Here is a 15,727-nt window from a genome sequence, read left to right as displayed (position 1 = left end):
ATTGGCGGCCGTCAAGGATCGCGGGTGCCCCCCGATTTTGGCCTGCTGCGGCTAGCGCCTTGCGAGCAAAAATCGGCTTCCCCCACGCCCGCTATTCGCGGCGGCAGCGCGTGCGCCCCGCCGTCCCTGACTGCCTGACTCCGGCGTCTTTCCGATGGGCATCTTTCATCAGCGTGATGAGAGAAAATACCTTTTGGAGGTTATCATGACGGACCGTTTCTCGAACTTCGCCGACCTTGCCGAACACTATGCGCGTGAAATCGCGACGCCTGACTACGCCCGGGCATTCATGGAGCAGACCGAACTGGCGAAGCTCTCGATCGAGCACGAGCCGAGCGCTGTCGAAATGCCCGATCCCGAGCTGGCGCAGGCGGCGATCGAGATGATGCTGGCAACGGTCTTCGACCTGTTCCGCGACACCCGGATGGAAGATTTCGCAAGCGAAGTCGCATGGGGCGTGGCCAACAGCTTCCACGTCGTCGCCATGCGGCTCGATGACCGCGAGGACGCGATGGCGAACCGGCTCCAGGAGAAGCTGCGCGAATACGATCCGAGCGAGGTCTACGCGACCGATCTGGAAGACCTCACCATGCAGGCCCGCAGCCTTGCCGAATGCCGCGATGCGATGGAATGCATGCGTGACCATGCCGCGCGGATCTATCTTGTCGAAACCGGCCGCCCCTTCTCGCCGGTGCGCGGTTCCAAAGTGTCGTCGAAGACCAATGCCTCGATGATCGAAGCGCGCGACTATCTTGCGGCCCAGAAGGCCCAGCGGCGCGAGCAGTTCGCCCCATCGGGTCCGGTCGTGGTGTTCTCGGGCGGACAGCAGTTCACGGACATTGCGCTGGTCGAAGACTACCTCGATGCAATCCATGCACGCGTCCCTTCGATGGCATTGGCAACGACTGCCCAGAACAAGGGCGCGGACGTGATCGCAGCGGCCTGGGCCTCGCGCCACAATGTACCGGTGATCCTGTGCAAGCCCGATGCCTCGCGGGGAGCCTCGGCGCCCTATCAGCGCAACGCACGCATGCTCGCCTTCAAGCCTGTCGAAGCAGTAGTATGCAGCGGCGGCGGCATCCAGGCGAACCTTGCCGATCGCCTGCGGGAAGCACGCATTCCCTTGCACATCGTGCGCGACGCTTCGGTCCAGAACGAGACCCCGGCGGCGCGGACCAAAGCCGCAGCGCAAGCTGAGCGGCCTGCGATGAAGCGCACGGCATGTGGCACCGTCAATGGCGATGACCTCCCGCCATTCTGAGCGGCACCAGCTGCGATTGCATCAACCAGAAGGGTGTCCGGCCTCACCGCCGGATGCCCTTCTTTTTTGTCGACCCGGACGCACACTGTCATGGCCCGGCTCGCTCGCATCTTGCCCCCGCCAGTAATGGCCTGACGGCCTGCTGGAAGGGGCGCGAAGGCTTCGCATCGGCCGGGCGCTCAAGACCCGTGCATGGGACCACCGGGGGGCTGCCCAACAGGGTTAAACACTCTCGCAGAATTCCAAGCATGATGGCCGCCATCGGCCCGCGTCAAGAAGGGCGGTTCCCCCAACTTTTTACGCCCGAAGAAGGCGAAAAAATCGGCTCCCCCACCCCCGCTGGCGCGGCGGGCCGCGAGCGGCCCGTTCCTGACCCGGGCCAAGCTCGGCCATACCCGAGGTGACCTCTTCAATTCCTTTGACAGGAGGCTCACATGAACGCTCTTACCAAGACCCTCGACATCCCGGCGTTCGACCACATCAGCTATGACGCCGCGGTACGCGCCGCGACTATCCGGGCTCAGCACAGCTTCTTCGACAGCCATGTCATTGAGGATGAGTTCGGCGGCTTTCTCGCCATCGACGAAGGCGACTACAACGCCCTGCCCCAGGACCTGATCGACCGGATCGTCCACTCCGTTCCGGGTATGATGGCCGACGACTTCGACGAAGCGAACATCGGCCGCGCCGCGAGCTTCATGAGTGTGGTGATGGATCTCGAATGGGACGCGGAGTGCCCGTTCTGAAATGAACATCGATCGCTGCGCCGGAGGGCACCGACAAGGGCTCTCCGGCCCCCTTTTTTGCGTGTCCAGATAAAGCGCAGCCGGGGCCCCCTCAACTGCCTGCGGATGCAGGCAGCAACTTTGGGAACCCCGGCTGCGCCGGCCTCGGTCGAGACCGGTTTCAGCTTGCCCGCAGGCGCTTCTCCGCTTCCTCCAAGCCGAGCTTCCCAAGAGCGGCGAAGAATGCTTCGACCCTCTTGAACGAGGCCTTGCCCAGAACCGATTTGTGCATCAGTTCGACACTCGCCGCCCGCTCGCTTTCGCGCAGTTTCGTCTCGCGCGCTTCCAGCGCCTGACGCTCCTTTGCGATTGCCTGTCGTTCTGCTTCAAGGCTTCCTTTCCTGGCCATGATGATACCTCGTGGGTTGGGGCTGAAACCTCCCGTCCCGAGGATTCCAAGCAGACGCATCAGTGGCAAGTCTTTTGCTGCCGACCGACCAAATAAATCCCGCGCGTTGCTCCGTATTCAGTGACGCTTGTTGGCTGTAGAACAACCGGTCAACGCCCGAATCCATGCGCATCAAAGACCAGCAATCACCCACCAGACACAAGGCAGCGGATTAAGGGGAAGAGTTGCACACCCTACACGGCAGGGCCGTAGGAAAAATGGCGGGAATGCGTGTGTGTACAGAGTGGGTCTTTGGTAATACATCGTATTACATTGCTGTATCCTGCCGGTAAAGTCCCGGAATTCGGCGATTTCATCGGTATTACAATGTAATACGCCATTTGGTCCCCAACCGCTTTCTTGCCAAGGGCCCGCCGATGGCCTAAAACCGTTGTCGCGCAATCTCCGCCAGGCCCTTTCGAAGGGCGTGGTGATGACTGAAACAGTTCTGATTACCCTCCGGCTTCCACAGCCGCTGGCCGATGCGGCGCAGGCCGCCGCAACCGCGCAAAACGTCTCCCGATCGAACCTCTTGCGAATCGCGCTCGAGCAGTTCCTGGGCGTCATGTCCGGCACCAGCGAGGCGGACCGCCGCCGGCAGTTCTCGGCCGAGTATCTGTTCCTGGTCGCTGACCTCATCGTGCAGCGCCAGTACCCCGATGCCCATACCGCGCTGATCACCGAAGCCGAACGCCGGATGGAGGCGCTCTGTGCGCCGTCCTAACACCTGGTCGGACCGGGCGCGGCCGGGCAAGCTGCAGCACCATTCCGCGCGCGGGAACATGCCGCGCAATGCCGGCGATTTCACCCGCGGCTCACAACTCATCACCCACGAATTCATGATGTGGTTCGCCTCCGCAAAGATGCCGCTGATGGTGTGGTTCTTCACCTTCTGCATCGCGCTTTCGATCGTCCTCGCGCTGCTGCTCGAGAGCCAAGAGATCCAGATGATCCTGATGCGGATCTACGCCGCTGGATGGACCTTCATGGAGTTCTCGCACGCCAAGATTCTCAACCTCACCCTCCCTTCCGGCGAAGTCGTCCGGGCTCCTGTTGGCATGGTCGCCTCGCACCCCGATGTCGTTGTCGCCTGGAACAAGTTGATGCGGGCAATCTGGGGCTCGCTGTTTATCTCGCTCTTCGTCGCCGTGCCGATCGCGGTGTGGTTCGTCGACTTCTCCAAGCGGCGCGGAAAGTCGATCCTCGAGGAGCGGCACCAGCGCGGCGCCATGCTGGTCGATGCCGCCGAACTCGCCGATGTCATCAACGCTCATAACCGCGACATGCTCGGCGAAGAGATCGCCGAGCGCCTCCCCGGCAAGAGCTTCGACGAGGTCATGAAAATGAGCCTCGCGACGCGCAAGGAGGCGGGCATCCATCACGTCTATTCGATCGCGGGGGTGCCCTTCCCCTGGCGCACCGAACAGGCCCACACGATCATGATTGGCTCGACCGGCACGGGGAAGACGACCCAGATGCGCGCGCTCATTGCGCAGATGCGCGCGCGGCGCGATCGGGCCGTCGTGTTCGACCTCACCGGGGCCTATGTCGAGGCGTTCTACGACCCCCAAACCGACATCATCCTCAACCCGATGGACGAGCGCTGCCCGTCCTGGTCGGTGTTCGCCGAAGCGAAGAATCATGCCGACTTCACCGGCATCGCCGCCGCCCTGCTTCCGGCCGATGGCGGCGGCGCAGAACCCTTCTGGATGCTCGCTGCGCGCACGCTGTTCGTCGAGACCTGCATCAAGCTGATCAAGCTTGGCGAGGCGACCAACCAGGCGCTCGCCAGCAAGCTGATGATGGCCGACCTCAAGGAGGTCCACAAACTCCTCGAGCACACCGTCGCCGACCCGCTGACCGCGCCCGAGGCGGCCAAGATGGCGGAATCAATCCGCGCCGTCTTCAACACCAATGCCCAGGCCTTGCGGTTCCTGCCCGAAGGCAAGGAGCGCTTCTCGATCTCCGACTGGATTCGCGCGGAGAACAAGCCCGGTTCGATCCTGTTCATAACCTCCTCGCACAACGAACTGGTGCTCAACCGGGCGCTGCTGTCGCTGTGGATGAACCTCGCGGTCCACACGCTGATGCGCCTGCCGCGCACCCGCGATCTTCGCACCTGGTTCTTCTTCGACGAGGTCCACGCGCTGCACCGCCTGCCGGCGATCGAGGACGGCCTGCAGACCGCGCGCGGCTTTGGCGGCGCCTTCGTGCTCGGCATCCATTCCTTCGCCAAGCTGGCCGAGACCTACGGCAAGGAAGGCGCGCAGAACCTTGCCTCGCTCGCGCGGACCAAGCTCGTTCTCGCCGCTGCCGACCGCGACACCGCCGAGCACTGCTCAGACTATATCGGGCACCGTGAAGTTAGGATGATGGATGAGGCCTACAGCTACGGCTATTCCAATATCCGCGACGCGGCGACGATCACCCCGCGTTCCGAAGTGCAGCCGCTCGTCCTGCCCGATGACATCATGAAACTGCCCTCGCTGCGCGGTTTCCTAGTGTTTCCCGAAGGCTTCGATGCCGCGCGGATCAAGCTCACCTACAAGGACTATCCCAAGGTCGCAGACGGCTATGTCCTGCGCGCCCATGTCGAGCCGATCGAGTTCGCGCGGCGGACTGACGATGACGCGGAAGGCGAAGTCGGCGGGCGCGAGACCAAGGACGAGCTCGAACTCGCCCCCGTACCCGAGAGCGAGGACGAAACGGCAAAGCCCCATCCCGCTCCCCGCCAGGAAGAGCTGAATTTTGCCGCCACGCAGGCCGAGCCCACGGCAGCGCCGCAATCCAGCCTCGGGCGCTCGATGATCGCCAGCGCCGAGATCGTAAAGAGCGCGTCAGCTGCGCGCGCCAACGAGGCCGAAGCCGCATCCAAAGCCCCCCGCAGCGCTGCTCTAAAGCTCCCCGCCCAGCGGGCCACGCAGGCTGCGCGCGAACTTGCCGAAGCGATCGACCGCCAAGCCGCGGACGGACGGGGGAAAGATGTTTCCCGGGGCGCGGAAATGGATGGGCCCGACCACGATGACGGACCGGAGATGTAGCCCATGAACTCCATCGCATCCGTCAGGTCGTCGAGCGGCGCAGCCGACTATTTCGCGAACGACAACTACTACACGGCCGATGAACACGCGGAAGCCGGGGTCTGGGGCGGCGAGGGTGCGCGCGCACTCGGACTTGAGGGTCAGGTCGAGCGCGACCAGTTCGAAGCGATCCTCAACGGGCGGCTGCCCGACGGCGAGATGGTGGGTCAGGTCGAAGGGCGGCGTCTGGGTCTCGACCTCACCTTCTCGATGCCCAAGTCCGCCTCGATCCTGGCGCTGGTGAGCGGCGACAAGCGGATCCTCGATGCGCACCTCGCCGCCGTCAAATCGACCATGTCGCAGCTCGTCGAAAAGCAGTTTGCCGAAAACCGCAACTACGACCGCTCGCGCAGCGGCGAGCCGCAAAAAACCGGCAATCTCGTCTATGCCCTGTTCGCCCACGATACGAGCCGCGCGCTCGATCCGCAGGGCCACATCCATGCCGTCGTCGCCAACCTGACGCGCGATCCGAAGGGCACCTGGAAGGCGCTGTGGAACGGCGAGATCTGGAAAAACAACACGACGATCGGCCAGTTCTACCATGCCGCCTTCCGCGCGCAGTTGCAGAAGCTCGGCTACGAAACCGAGGCGGCGGGCAAGCATGGGTCTTTCGAGATCAAGGGCGTGCCAAGCTCGGTCATTAAGGAGTTCAGCCAGCGCCGCGAAGACATCCTGACCAAGGTCGAGGAACTCGGCATTGCATCGCCGCAGGGACAGGACCGGGTGACGGTCAATACCCGCGATCCCAAGCTCGCTGTTGAGGACCGCGCAGCACTCGTCCAGGCATGGCAGGATCGCTCGGCGGAATTGGGGTTCGATGGCCAGGCGCTCATCGCCGAGGCAAGGGCCCGCGCCGAGGTGCAGGCGCGCCCGACCTTCCGTGAAACCGCGACCGCCGCGCTTGGTGAAATCTCAACCCGGATCGGCGCCGCGCTGCGCACGCCGAGCCCGCTGGCGGTGAGCGGCCCGGCTGCGTTGTTCCTCCCCGCCGACACGATCAAGGCACAGCACGCCACCGCATCCGCAATCCGCCACTTGTCCGAGCGCGAGGCGGCGTTCTCGCCGCAGGCGATCCTCAGTGCTGCTTTGGGTTTCCAGATCAAGGGTCTCGAAGGCGGTGCCGTCGTGGAGCGGATCGGCGAGCTCATCCGCGATGGCCACCTGATCCCGGGCAAGACCGACCGGCTCGATGGCCACTTCGATCTGGTGACGACGCCGGCGGCGCTAGCGATGGAGCAACAGATTCTGGACCGCATCGATGCCGGGGCCGGAAAGGGCCGCGCGTTCATGCCGCCCGAGCAGGCCATGGCGCGGCTGCAGGAGGCGGCGCGCCAGCTTGGGCAGGCCCGCGCCGGGGTCGATAACTGGCAGCTCAACGAAGGCCAATTAGCTGCAGGCGTCGCGATCCTCTCCGGCACCGATCGCTTTCTCAATGTCCAGGGCGTCGCAGGTGCGGGCAAATCGACGCTGCTCGGAGCGCTCGACAAGGTCCTGAGTGATGATGGCGTCAAGCTCATAGGGCTCGCCTTCCAGAACAAGATGGTTGCCGACCTGCGCGGCGGGGGCAGCCAAGGCATGTCGGCCGAGCAGATGCGCGAGGCGGGGATCGAGGCCTACACGATCGCGAAGTTCCTCAGCACCTACGGCAGGGCTGCGGCCGCGGGATCGGGTGAGCGCTTCGAAGCCGCCAAGGCGGCGCTCGCCAACACGGTCATCATCACCGACGAAAGCTCGATGGTCTCCTCGCGCGACATGCTGCGACTGACCGCGCTCGCCGAGCAGCTCGATCTCGCCAAGGCACCCTTCATGGGCGACCGCCAGCAATTGTCGGCCATCGAACAGGGCAAGATGTTCGCCGTCAGCCAGGCCGCGGGGCAAGCAACCGTGCGGATGGACGAGAACATCCGCCAGAAGAACTCGCCGCTGCTGCTGGCGGTCGCCGGGCTCTCGAACGAAGGCCATGCCAGCCTGGCGCTCGACCTTCTTGCCGCTCACGGCCGGGTGATCGAAGCAGGGCCCGACCATGTGGCTCGTGCAGCCGACATATGGCTGTCGCTCAGCCCCGATAAGCGCGAGGCGACCGCGATCTTCACCGCCGGGCGCGATGACCGCGCCGAGATCAATGCGCGGGTCCAGGTGGGGCTGCTCAAGGAGGGCGCCCTTAGCGGGCCGGGTGTCACGCTCACTACTCTGCAGAGCGCCAACACCACGCGCGAGGAACTGCGCTTTGCCTCAACTTATCGGGTGGGCCAGGTGTTCGACGCGCGGATGGACGTGCGCGAACTGGGGCTGAAGCGCGGGGAGTACGAGGTGCGCGAGATCCGCAAGGACGGCAAGGTCGTGCTCGAGGCCGGGGGACGGCGCAAGGTCATCGACCCTGACCGGCTAGACCCCGATCATCGCTTCGACCGGATCGGGCTCTACGAGCAGAGAGAGCTCAAGATTCATGACGGCGAGACCGTGTTCTGGCGCGACAAGGATGGGGCCCGCGACATCGCCAAGTCGACCTATGCGACCGTCCTCGAGTGCCGGCCTGAAGGCGTGCGGGTCGAGCTTGCCGACAAGCGGCAACTGGTGCTCGCACCGGGCGATCCGATGCTGCGCCGGCTCGACCTTGGCTACGCGCTCAATGCCCATATGGCGCAGGGCATGACCAAGCCTGAGGCGATAGAGGTCATTTCCTCGTCGCAGCGTAATCTGGCGACCCAGCGCACGCAGAACGTGCTCAATACCCGTGCAACCGAGGACATGATGGTCGTCACCAACAACCTCGAAAGCCTCAAGCAGCAGCTCGACCGGACGCCTGGGAACAAGACCTCCGCGCTCGAGGTGGCCGGCAAAGTCGAGGTCGAACCCCGCCACCACAATCCGGTCGATCCCCGGCAGTTGCCCGAGCTCAGGATGAGCGCAGATCTCAAGGCAAAGCTGGATGCTTTGCTTGGTCCCGCAAGCGAACCGCAAGTGCAGCAGCTGCCAGTCCCCGAAAAGTCGCTGGGGCTCGATCTGTGACGTTGTCCCATTGCATGGGCAGCCTTTCGCACCTCGGCGTTCAGACGAGCTCTGTCGAGGTGTTGGATGACAATGCCGGTTGCCCTTGCACTGCTGATGGATTGTCCCCGCCGAGCCATGATCTGCGGGCACCGCGCGCGCTTTCGCGTCCTGCCCGCAAGGGGGAGACGGCGCGGTCCGGGTTGCCTCCCGCCGGGCAGCGCCAATCCTTCACCCAGACACTACTGGGAAAAAGCGGCTCGGCAGGCTAAGGACGAGCATATCGTTCGGCCTCCGGGCGGCTGCCTCCCGACCAGATTGCGCCATTCATGGCCTATGACGCCATCCCGTCCCCGTGTCTCCAGGTTCCACGACGGCACCATCGAACCGGGAGCGCGTGGGCCGATATTGCCGGACGAAGACGGGCTGTGCTGGCGGCTTGGGTTTGTCGACGAATGTGCGGTGGAGGTCAGCGGGCGGGTCCGGGTGTGTGGACGTATTGTCGATGTCGACCGGATCGAGGTCGAATATGTCGAGATGCAGTTGGATCTGAGTAGCCCGGGTCAGCTTTCGGTAAGTGTCTCACTTGCCTTCAGCAGGGCATCCCAATCCTCGGGCGGGTTGCCCTTGTCGAGCATAGCCCTGAAGACGGCATAGGCGTCGTTCTTCGCGCGATAGGTGCGAAGCGTGTCACTATCGTTGACCCATGCGAAGATGATGATCTTAGCGGATGTCGAATAGCGGAAAAACAGGCTGAATCGCCCATTTCCGAACTTCGCCCGGAACCAGTGCTTGCGGGACGGGCCCAGCGTCCCGCCCTGACGGAATTCGGGGCGGGCTGGATCGACGGGGATTACCTCAAACATCAGCTTGCGAAGCGCCGCGATGAGCTTCGCGTCGGCAGTCGATGCGTATCCGCTCGGATCCTTCGCACGGGCGCGTTCGACAGCAAGCGTCAACTTCTCCAGTTGGTCGAGGAAAAGCGGATGGGTGTAGAGTGCCCATCCGTTTAAGGTCATTCCTTCAAGGATTGGGCGCTTGCTCAAAGGTCAACGTCGCCGTCAATTGCCTCGTCGAGATCGACCGGAACATGGGCAATCAGCGAAGTGATGCGTGCAGCCAATTCCGGGCCAAGGGCCTTCACCGCTTCGGGATGGTGTTTCAGATCGGCTGCCAGAAAGCTCAGGAAACTGTCAATTGCCGGATCCTCGTCGATATCGGCACGGCACACTGTGACCCCCGCATCGCTCACCCGAAAGGCAATGCGGCCGCCATAATCGACACCCAGCGCCTGACGCACAGCCTTGGGTATCGTGGTCTGTCCTTTGGCGGTAATGGTACTGATTTCCTCGAGTGAGATCGCCATGAAGCTCTCCATTCTGGAGGCAAAGGTAAGGAAAATTTCTTACCCTGTCAAGGTTTGTACCAGGATCCACTCGCCTCGCCGTTGTCCATTAAACGCATTTTATCGGAGAATATCCGTCATAATCTCTGCATCATTGTCCATCACGGCCTTATGCGAAATAATTGACGCTTCACGCTGAGCAGCGTGAAGGTTCAGAAAGGGCGCGGAGCTTTCCCTTCCCCTAACAAATCATTGAAAATCCTGCGAGAACCGGATATGATCTTGCCAGTGCAAGGAGCGCCGCCATGGACCACAATCGCTATGGCTTCGATGGCTTGCCGCTAGCCTGCCGCCAAGCGGACACCGAGCCGGTCACGGGTCTACCGTTGCCGGGGATTCCGCAAGCAGGTGCCTCAGACCAGATCGGCAACCCATACGTTTTGCCTACGGTGCTTGGAGGTATCGCAATCTTCCTGATCATGTTCGCGGTGCAGTCCGGTATCTTGGGCTGACCCTATCCGCGTCGTCTGGCCACGTGCAGGTGATCCCGCGCCGGGTTGTCGGGGAACCTCTCGAAGTCGACCGCATAATTCGGGCCCAGGCGCTCGCGCACGCGATCCGCCCACTGCTCCCCCTGTTGGTCTGAAATGTTGTTTCCGCGGAAGTCGAGCGCTCGGTCGGCGTAGTGCGCCGAGCTGGAGGCGTGCTGGGTGCTGTCATTCCCCGAGGTTACCACCGGGCGCGGCAAACCGAGCGCCCTTGCTTCGTCCGCCACCACGCCCATCGCAGGGACGAGGTCGCTGTTCATTCGGCCGAGCCGCGCGCCGGCCTTGACGCCCATACCGAGTTCACTGGCAAGCCTGGCACCATCAACCGGGCCTTCGGGCGCGGCAAGCAGCGTTCCTCCTTCGAGTGGTGAAGCCATGAAGGGCGGCGTGCGATCGGCTGGCGGAAGCGATGCGGCTTGCGGCATGTCGAGATCGGCATGGCTGCCGAGCTTGCCCTGCCCGGCGATCGAAGTGACATCGCCCAGCTCTTCGATCCGACGGTTCCTGAGGTCACTCAGCAGGTCATCCATGATGTAGCTAATCGCCTGATCGCGCCGTGCCATGTCGGGGTAATCGAGCCAGGGATTGGCAACGTCTGGAAGGTGCCACTCGGGGTGCTCGCGCTGCAGCGCCTCGTATCGATCCTGGATCAGGTTTGACATGTCGCTCGAGACCTGGAACCCGTGGCTTTCTGCATAGCTTGCTTCGTTCATCATACGGCTGCCAATCTCGCGATAGCGCGCGGCGGCGGCGCGGCGTTCCTCGGCTTCGGAGACCCGCCAGTCGGAGCCCTCGCTCCTGGTCCGACTCTGGCTGGCATCGGTGTAGTCGGAGTTCTGGCTGAACGTGCCCGAAGACTGGACGTCGCCGCTGTTGCCGCTGACGACGACGCGACTGCTGACATCCTCGGACTTGTCGGTGCCGCGGGTAACCTGGTTCGTTGCTGACCGCTCCGCATTCGTTCTGGCATCGTTCCCCCATTCCCTTCTGCCGTAGATTGAGGCGCCGAGTCCTGCGGAAACGCCGCTGCCTGCCAGATTCTTGCCTGGAGTCCCCACGGTCCCGTTAGCCGAACCTGTGAGTGAGCCGCCAAACGCCCTTTGATCGAAATTCCCGCTCGAACGGCTATTGCCCTGCCGCAGGATCAGATCGTCGTTGGTCACCTCGCGGGTCGACTTGCCGGCCGAGACCTCGACCGTGACATTGCCGCCGACATTGTGGGTGTCGGACGCGCGCGATCCGCGTTCGCTGCGGCTGCCGGTCACCTGGCTGCTGGCAGCAACCGCACTGCCGAAGGTTCCGTGCGCGCTGCTCCAGGTCGCCGAGGTGCCGTTCTCGATCCGGTCGGCCTCATTGAGGTACCACTGGCCCTGATTGCGCAAATCGCTGGCATAGCCCCGCGTCATCGAGGCCTTGAACGGCAACTGCGAGATTGCTCCACTTGTGTCGATCACCCGCGCGCCGCTGCCATAGGCATGAACCATCGCGCCATCGTCGCTTCTGAGGCCCATGTGGCTTGCACCCACAGCGAGATTGGGGGCCTGGTTCCACTGCGCCATCTGGCGGTTGTTGGCGTTGAAGTTGCCATGGCTTACGTCGCCAAAGGCATAGTTGCCGGTGGTTCGTTCGGCGGCTGCAGCGTCCGCTGCTCCCTGGGCAGGCGCCAGCATCGAGCCCATGCTATGCGCGACCGATAAGGTTCCGCGCATGACCATCAAGGCCAGGACCGGGACAGACATCATCAGGAACCCGGCCATCGTCGCGATTTCCTGGTTCACCCCGGCAATGCCGGACCAGTTGCCAAGCGTGACCCCACCGCCGGCAAGCGCGCGCGACTGGGCCGCGAGCCGGTCCATGACGAAGCTGTGGATCAGGACATAAATCGGTCCCCAGGCAGCCAGATAGAAAAAGCCGGCGAAGTAGCCCTTGAGTGTCGCGATGCCCGTGCGCGGAAACAGCAGCAGGGGGAAGACCACCGGGAACAGGGCGTAGAACACGACCGTCTGCACGACATTGAGTACCGGGATCCAGATGAGACCCTGCTCTGCAGCCGTGGTCATGGCATTGCGTGCCTGGATATCGGCCCGTTGCAGCGCGAAAGCATCGGAATCGACGTTCCCAAAATCCAGCTGGGCGGCTTCGAACGCATCGACCATGCTCTTCTGGCGCAGGATCTGATTTCGTGAAGCCGAGGTGCCGGTCAGCAGCTGCGAGATTACCGGCAAGTCTGCTGCGAGCTTGCTGCTCGCTGCGGCCGACGCGAGCTTGGGATACAGCGTGCGCGCAAACGGGATGGCCGCCGCGTCGATCTGTGCGTTCCACTGTGCGTTGAGGGTTTGCCAGGCCTGTGCGCAGGTTTTGCCCTCGATGTTGGTTGCGCCCCCGGTATCGGTCAGGAACTTCATGCCGCGATTGGTCGCGGCATTGAGGCCGAGCTCGGCCCACAGATCGCTGGACTCACTGAGGACTTTGAGACTGCGAGTGCCCAGGAGGATGTCGTAATAGGCGCATTGCTTGAGGAAGCCGTCGAGATTGGCGCGGAAGACAGGATCCCGGATCTCGAACGCTCGCGTCCTGTCCCACAGCCGGGCGCCATAGACAAAGCCGCCGGTAGAGTAGTTGAGCGCCGAAGGCATCACGAAAACCGTCTCGGCCGTGCGGGTGAAGTAGTCGCTGATCTGGCTGGTGAACGAGGCCATCATGCCGAGACCGATCGGCACGTTGGCAACGGTGGCAGGACCAAGGCCGGGATTGATGCGATCGGTGACCTTGACCGTCACCGTTGGCACCATCAGCACGAGGTAGATCAACGTTGACTGAATGAACCAGCGCAGCCACACTCGCCAATCGAGGTCCATCGCGGTGATCAAGAGGGCATAGGTCAGCCCCATGACCATGCAGACCCTGAGCAGCGAGCGAAAGCCGCCAGACCCCGTCCAGGCCGCCACCGCGTTGAAGGTGTTGACGAGAAATTCGCCGCCGCCGACCGTGAAGACTTCGAGCATGTGCCGCCCTCCCCTTGGCGTGACCCTTCCTGGTCCTACTGGACCTGGGTTCCGAGCGACCGCGAGAAGCGCAGGGCCGCCGCCATTTGCGGCGAGAGCTGGCTGCGCAGGGTCTTCTCGAGCATCTGCGTGCGCTGAATGAGGGCGAAAGTCTGGTCGAAGCGCTGCGAGGTGCGCGCCGCGATGCCGAGGAAGTTGCGCCGGGTTTCGTAAAGGCCCTCACGCCATTCCCGCAAACTGTCCGCATCGGCGCCATTGAAGTCCGAGCGGGCATTCACGGCCATGTCGATGAAGCGCATTGTCATGGTGGTGACGAGGTCGACCGCCACGATTTCGGAAAGGTCATTCAATTCCTGAGCCGAGATGCCAAACTCGGCGGCGGCACTCACCGTGATGATCTTGTAGACGGGAACGCTTGCCATGCCGAGCAGCTGAATCTCGGCCGGAGTGAGCGCAGCGCCGGGATCGCGCACCTTGCGCGCCATGCTCTCGATGAGGGTGCGGACGCGCGCCTTGATCGCCGCATTGGGGCCGATGACCATCTGCGTTTCTGTCGGGCGCATGCACGCGGCGCTGTCACTGCCGCAGGTGAGGACCTTATGCGGGCTCGATGCGGTGCCATCGAGCATGGCGCTGATCAGCGCAGCATCGGCAGGACCAATGAACTGGACCCGCGGCTTGCCGTCGTTTCCGGCCGGATCGTAGATGACGGTGCCGACCAGCGTCATCAGGAATTCGCGAAACTGCGTGTCGAACCCGCCGTATTTGTGGGAGAGCGCCTTCCAGGTGTAATTGTTGGGCATGCCGGCAAGCTCGCCCATTGCGGGATCGGAGTTCGCGGCCTTGAGGCTCTCGCGCTGCCCGCCGTTGTTGCATTGCTGGCGCGCACGTGCCCAGTCGGCAACCGCGCCCTGGCTATTGGCAATCGCTTCGCAGACCACCGAGGATGCGGTGTCGCTGGTTGGCCACAGGCCGCCAACGAGCGCCTGCGCGGTCTCGCAACTGGCAATGTTCATCTGGTTCATCTGCTGAACCTTTTGCGCGAGCTCATCCATCACCTTGCCGATTTCGGGTGAGATCGTGTCGATCGCGAGCTTGAAGGCAAAGCCCAGAGCATTGTTTGCTGTGGCTTTCATCATGGCGACGAGCTCTGCGGTGTTGATGAAGGAGAAGGAGCCCGAGAACAGGTCGATGCCGCCACAGCCGGCGCGGGCGTGGGGAAGCTGGAGATTGAAGGGCTGAATGCTCTTTTGCGGAAAGCGCGACCACACCGAGCCCATCGAATAGTAGCCTGCGGACTGTCCGCGATAGGCGCTGGGGCCAGTGACATTGGCGGCAGCGCCCATTTCGCTCATGAAGCTGGACATCTCGCCCTCGACCCCGGCGCTCGCGGGCATTGGCGTTCCGAGAAGGAGGGCACTGCCCGCAACGATGCCGGTGAGCCACCTGCCCCGGGCCCGATGCCAGGAGAACCGGTCTCTCATCAGAAATCGCTCCCGCTCTTGACCGTGGTCAGCTGGAACACGCGGTCGAGAATCTCGTCCTGGCTGAGAATGCCATAGCCGATCGGCATCGGACGCCGGGTCACGCTGTCGAACAGGACCAGGGCCGGCACTTGCCGGTCGCTGCCGAGTCCGAGCCGCTCGTACTGCCCGCTGTCGACCATGTAATCATGGAATATGGCCGAGGGGCCACCGTCCATCGAGACTGCCAGTACAGGCAAGGCATAGCGATCGGCGACGGCCTTGAGGATCGGAGCGAAGATGTCGCAGGACCCACAACTCGAAGCAAAGAAGTAGAAAACGCCGTAGCGGCGACCAAGTTCGGCCATGACATGATCGCGATCGGCCTTACGCTGGTCGATCCACGCACGCTTGCCGAGCGTCGAGACCGGCCGCTGCAAGGTGTAGTCGAGCCCGGGGTCCTGCCACAGTGCCCGCTGCCAGACATCGGCAAAGGTCGAGGAGCGATCGAGCTGCGCGCGCTGGAAGCGGATGTAGGAGGTGACGTTTTCGGGGGTTGGATCAAGGATCGCCCTCGCCTTGAGCTCCTCGAGTTCGGCACCGATGGCGGCAAGCGTTGCCCGGGGCGAGGTCCTGATTGGTGTAGGTGCAGGCTTGCCCTCCAGTGGATCGCAGTAGAACCAGGTGCCGAGCTGCCGCTCGGTGCAATAGAGCGCATCAGGGTCGCGGCGGATCTCGATTTCGCTGCTCTCGCTGGGCGCTGCATGGCCCTGCGCTGCGAGTCCGAGAGCCATCGCCAGGCCGGTCGCACCAAGAGGCCGAAGATTTGTTGTCGACGTTGGCACGGCATGCTCCTTTCGTGTC

At 63.3% G+C, this 15,727-nt stretch carries 13 protein-coding genes; 7 read left to right on the top strand and 6 right to left on the bottom strand.

Annotated features, from left to right (window positions below; translation table 11 throughout):
• The first annotated feature begins 205 nt into the window (after positions 1–205).
• Positions 206–1,261, top strand: coding sequence for a DUF2493 domain-containing protein (locus HGI46_RS15625; RefSeq protein WP_205525331.1), 1,056 nt, complete (start codon positions 206–208; stop codon positions 1,259–1,261).
• 434 nt (positions 1,262–1,695) lie between these two features.
• Positions 1,696–2,007, top strand: coding sequence for a hypothetical protein (locus tag HGI46_RS15620; protein WP_118075694.1), 312 nt, complete (start codon positions 1,696–1,698; stop codon positions 2,005–2,007).
• A gap of 160 nt (positions 2,008–2,167) precedes the next feature.
• On the opposite strand, the gene HGI46_RS15615 is transcribed toward HGI46_RS15620, so the two are convergent.
• The gene (locus tag HGI46_RS15615) at positions 2,168–2,395 is read right to left on the bottom strand and encodes a hypothetical protein (protein WP_168905020.1); all 228 of its coding nucleotides are present in this window, start codon (positions 2,393–2,395) and stop codon (positions 2,168–2,170) included.
• Positions 2,396–2,867: 472 nt separating this feature from the next.
• On the opposite strand from HGI46_RS15615, the gene HGI46_RS15610 reads away from it, so the two are divergent.
• The 4 genes from HGI46_RS15610 to HGI46_RS22445 all read left to right on the top strand — a co-directional run bounded on the left by HGI46_RS15610 (position 2,868) and on the right by HGI46_RS22445 (position 9,159).
• Positions 2,868–3,158 (top strand): ribbon-helix-helix protein, CopG family, encoded by a 291-nt coding sequence (locus HGI46_RS15610; protein ID WP_118076041.1) that lies wholly within the window; start codon positions 2,868–2,870, stop codon positions 3,156–3,158.
• The gene (locus HGI46_RS15605; protein ID WP_168905019.1) at positions 3,145–5,475 is read left to right on the top strand and encodes a type IV secretion system DNA-binding domain-containing protein; all 2,331 of its coding nucleotides are present in this window, start codon (positions 3,145–3,147) and stop codon (positions 5,473–5,475) included. Before HGI46_RS15610 ends, HGI46_RS15605 begins: the two co-directional genes overlap by 14 nt.
• A 3-nt stretch (positions 5,476–5,478) precedes the next feature.
• A complete protein-coding gene (mobF, locus tag HGI46_RS15600; protein ID WP_168905018.1) occupies positions 5,479–8,523 on the top strand; it encodes a MobF family relaxase in 3,045 nt (1,014 codons plus the stop codon).
• 66 nt (positions 8,524–8,589) lie between these two features.
• Complete coding sequence (locus HGI46_RS22445) at positions 8,590–9,159, top strand: DUF5818 domain-containing protein (protein ID WP_346766749.1); 570 nt, start codon at positions 8,590–8,592, stop codon at positions 9,157–9,159.
• Here the strand turns inward: HGI46_RS22445 and HGI46_RS15595 are convergent.
• Together HGI46_RS15595 and HGI46_RS15590 are read right to left on the bottom strand one after the other, a co-directional pair.
• On the bottom strand, positions 9,066–9,521 hold the full coding sequence (locus HGI46_RS15595) for a type II toxin-antitoxin system YhaV family toxin (RefSeq protein WP_168905083.1): 456 nt from the start codon (positions 9,519–9,521) through the stop codon (positions 9,066–9,068). The two genes, HGI46_RS22445 and HGI46_RS15595, sit on opposite strands and share 94 nt — an antisense overlap.
• A gap of 23 nt (positions 9,522–9,544) precedes the next feature.
• Positions 9,545–9,868: a type II toxin-antitoxin system PrlF family antitoxin gene (locus HGI46_RS15590; protein ID WP_168905017.1), complete on the bottom strand. Its 324-nt coding sequence runs from the start codon at positions 9,866–9,868 to the stop codon at positions 9,545–9,547.
• Positions 9,869–10,152: 284 nt separating this feature from the next.
• Between HGI46_RS15590 and HGI46_RS15585 the strand changes: the two genes are divergently transcribed.
• Positions 10,153–10,359, top strand: a complete 207-nt coding sequence (locus HGI46_RS15585) for a hypothetical protein (protein WP_168905016.1) — start codon at positions 10,153–10,155, stop codon at positions 10,357–10,359.
• Positions 10,360–10,361: 2 nt separating this feature from the next.
• Here the strand turns inward: HGI46_RS15585 and HGI46_RS15580 are convergent, their stop codons facing one another.
• From HGI46_RS15580 to traF, 3 genes are all read right to left on the bottom strand, one after another.
• A complete protein-coding gene (locus tag HGI46_RS15580; protein ID WP_168905015.1) occupies positions 10,362–13,400 on the bottom strand; it encodes a conjugal transfer protein TraG N-terminal domain-containing protein in 3,039 nt (1,012 codons plus the stop codon).
• A gap of 35 nt (positions 13,401–13,435) precedes the next feature.
• Positions 13,436–14,797 carry a conjugal transfer protein TraH gene (locus HGI46_RS15575; protein WP_240946814.1) on the bottom strand — a complete coding sequence of 454 codons (1,362 nt, stop codon included), beginning with the start codon at positions 14,795–14,797 and terminating at the stop codon, positions 13,436–13,438.
• Positions 14,798–14,883: 86 nt separating this feature from the next.
• Positions 14,884–15,657: a conjugal transfer protein TraF gene (traF, locus tag HGI46_RS15570; protein WP_168905013.1), complete on the bottom strand. Its 774-nt coding sequence runs from the start codon at positions 15,655–15,657 to the stop codon at positions 14,884–14,886.
• Between the last annotated feature and the right edge of the window lie 70 nt (positions 15,658–15,727).

The sequence above is a fragment of the Novosphingobium sp. ERW19 genome (assembly GCF_012641315.1).
Taxonomy (GTDB): Bacteria; Pseudomonadota; Alphaproteobacteria; order Sphingomonadales; family Sphingomonadaceae; genus Novosphingobium.
Note: the sequence above shows the minus strand (reverse complement) of the source record. Positions and strands in the feature narration are given on the sequence as shown.

Bases quoted from the DNA above. Each gene is read 5' to 3' on its own strand.
- HGI46_RS15625 (WP_205525331.1), top strand. From the start codon at position 206: ATGACGGACCGTTTCTCGAACTTCGCCGACCTTGCCGAACACTATGCG.
- HGI46_RS15620 (WP_118075694.1), top strand. From the start codon at position 1,696: ATGAACGCTCTTACCAAGACCCTCGACATCCCGGCGTTCGACCACATC.
- HGI46_RS15615 (WP_168905020.1), bottom strand. From the start codon at position 2,395: ATGGCCAGGAAAGGAAGCCTTGAAGCAGAACGACAGGCAATCGCAAAG.
- HGI46_RS15610 (WP_118076041.1), top strand. From the start codon at position 2,868: ATGACTGAAACAGTTCTGATTACCCTCCGGCTTCCACAGCCGCTGGCC.
- mobF (WP_168905018.1), top strand. From the start codon at position 5,479: ATGAACTCCATCGCATCCGTCAGGTCGTCGAGCGGCGCAGCCGACTAT.
- HGI46_RS22445 (WP_346766749.1), top strand. From the start codon at position 8,590: ATGACAATGCCGGTTGCCCTTGCACTGCTGATGGATTGTCCCCGCCGA.
- HGI46_RS15595 (WP_168905083.1), bottom strand. From the start codon at position 9,521: ATGACCTTAAACGGATGGGCACTCTACACCCATCCGCTTTTCCTCGAC.
- HGI46_RS15590 (WP_168905017.1), bottom strand. From the start codon at position 9,868: ATGGCGATCTCACTCGAGGAAATCAGTACCATTACCGCCAAAGGACAG.
- HGI46_RS15585 (WP_168905016.1), top strand. From the start codon at position 10,153: ATGGACCACAATCGCTATGGCTTCGATGGCTTGCCGCTAGCCTGCCGC.
- HGI46_RS15580 (WP_168905015.1), bottom strand. From the start codon at position 13,400: ATGCTCGAAGTCTTCACGGTCGGCGGCGGCGAATTTCTCGTCAACACC.
- HGI46_RS15575 (WP_240946814.1), bottom strand. From the start codon at position 14,797: ATGCCCGCGAGCGCCGGGGTCGAGGGCGAGATGTCCAGCTTCATGAGC.
- traF (WP_168905013.1), bottom strand. From the start codon at position 15,657: ATGGCTCTCGGACTCGCAGCGCAGGGCCATGCAGCGCCCAGCGAGAGC.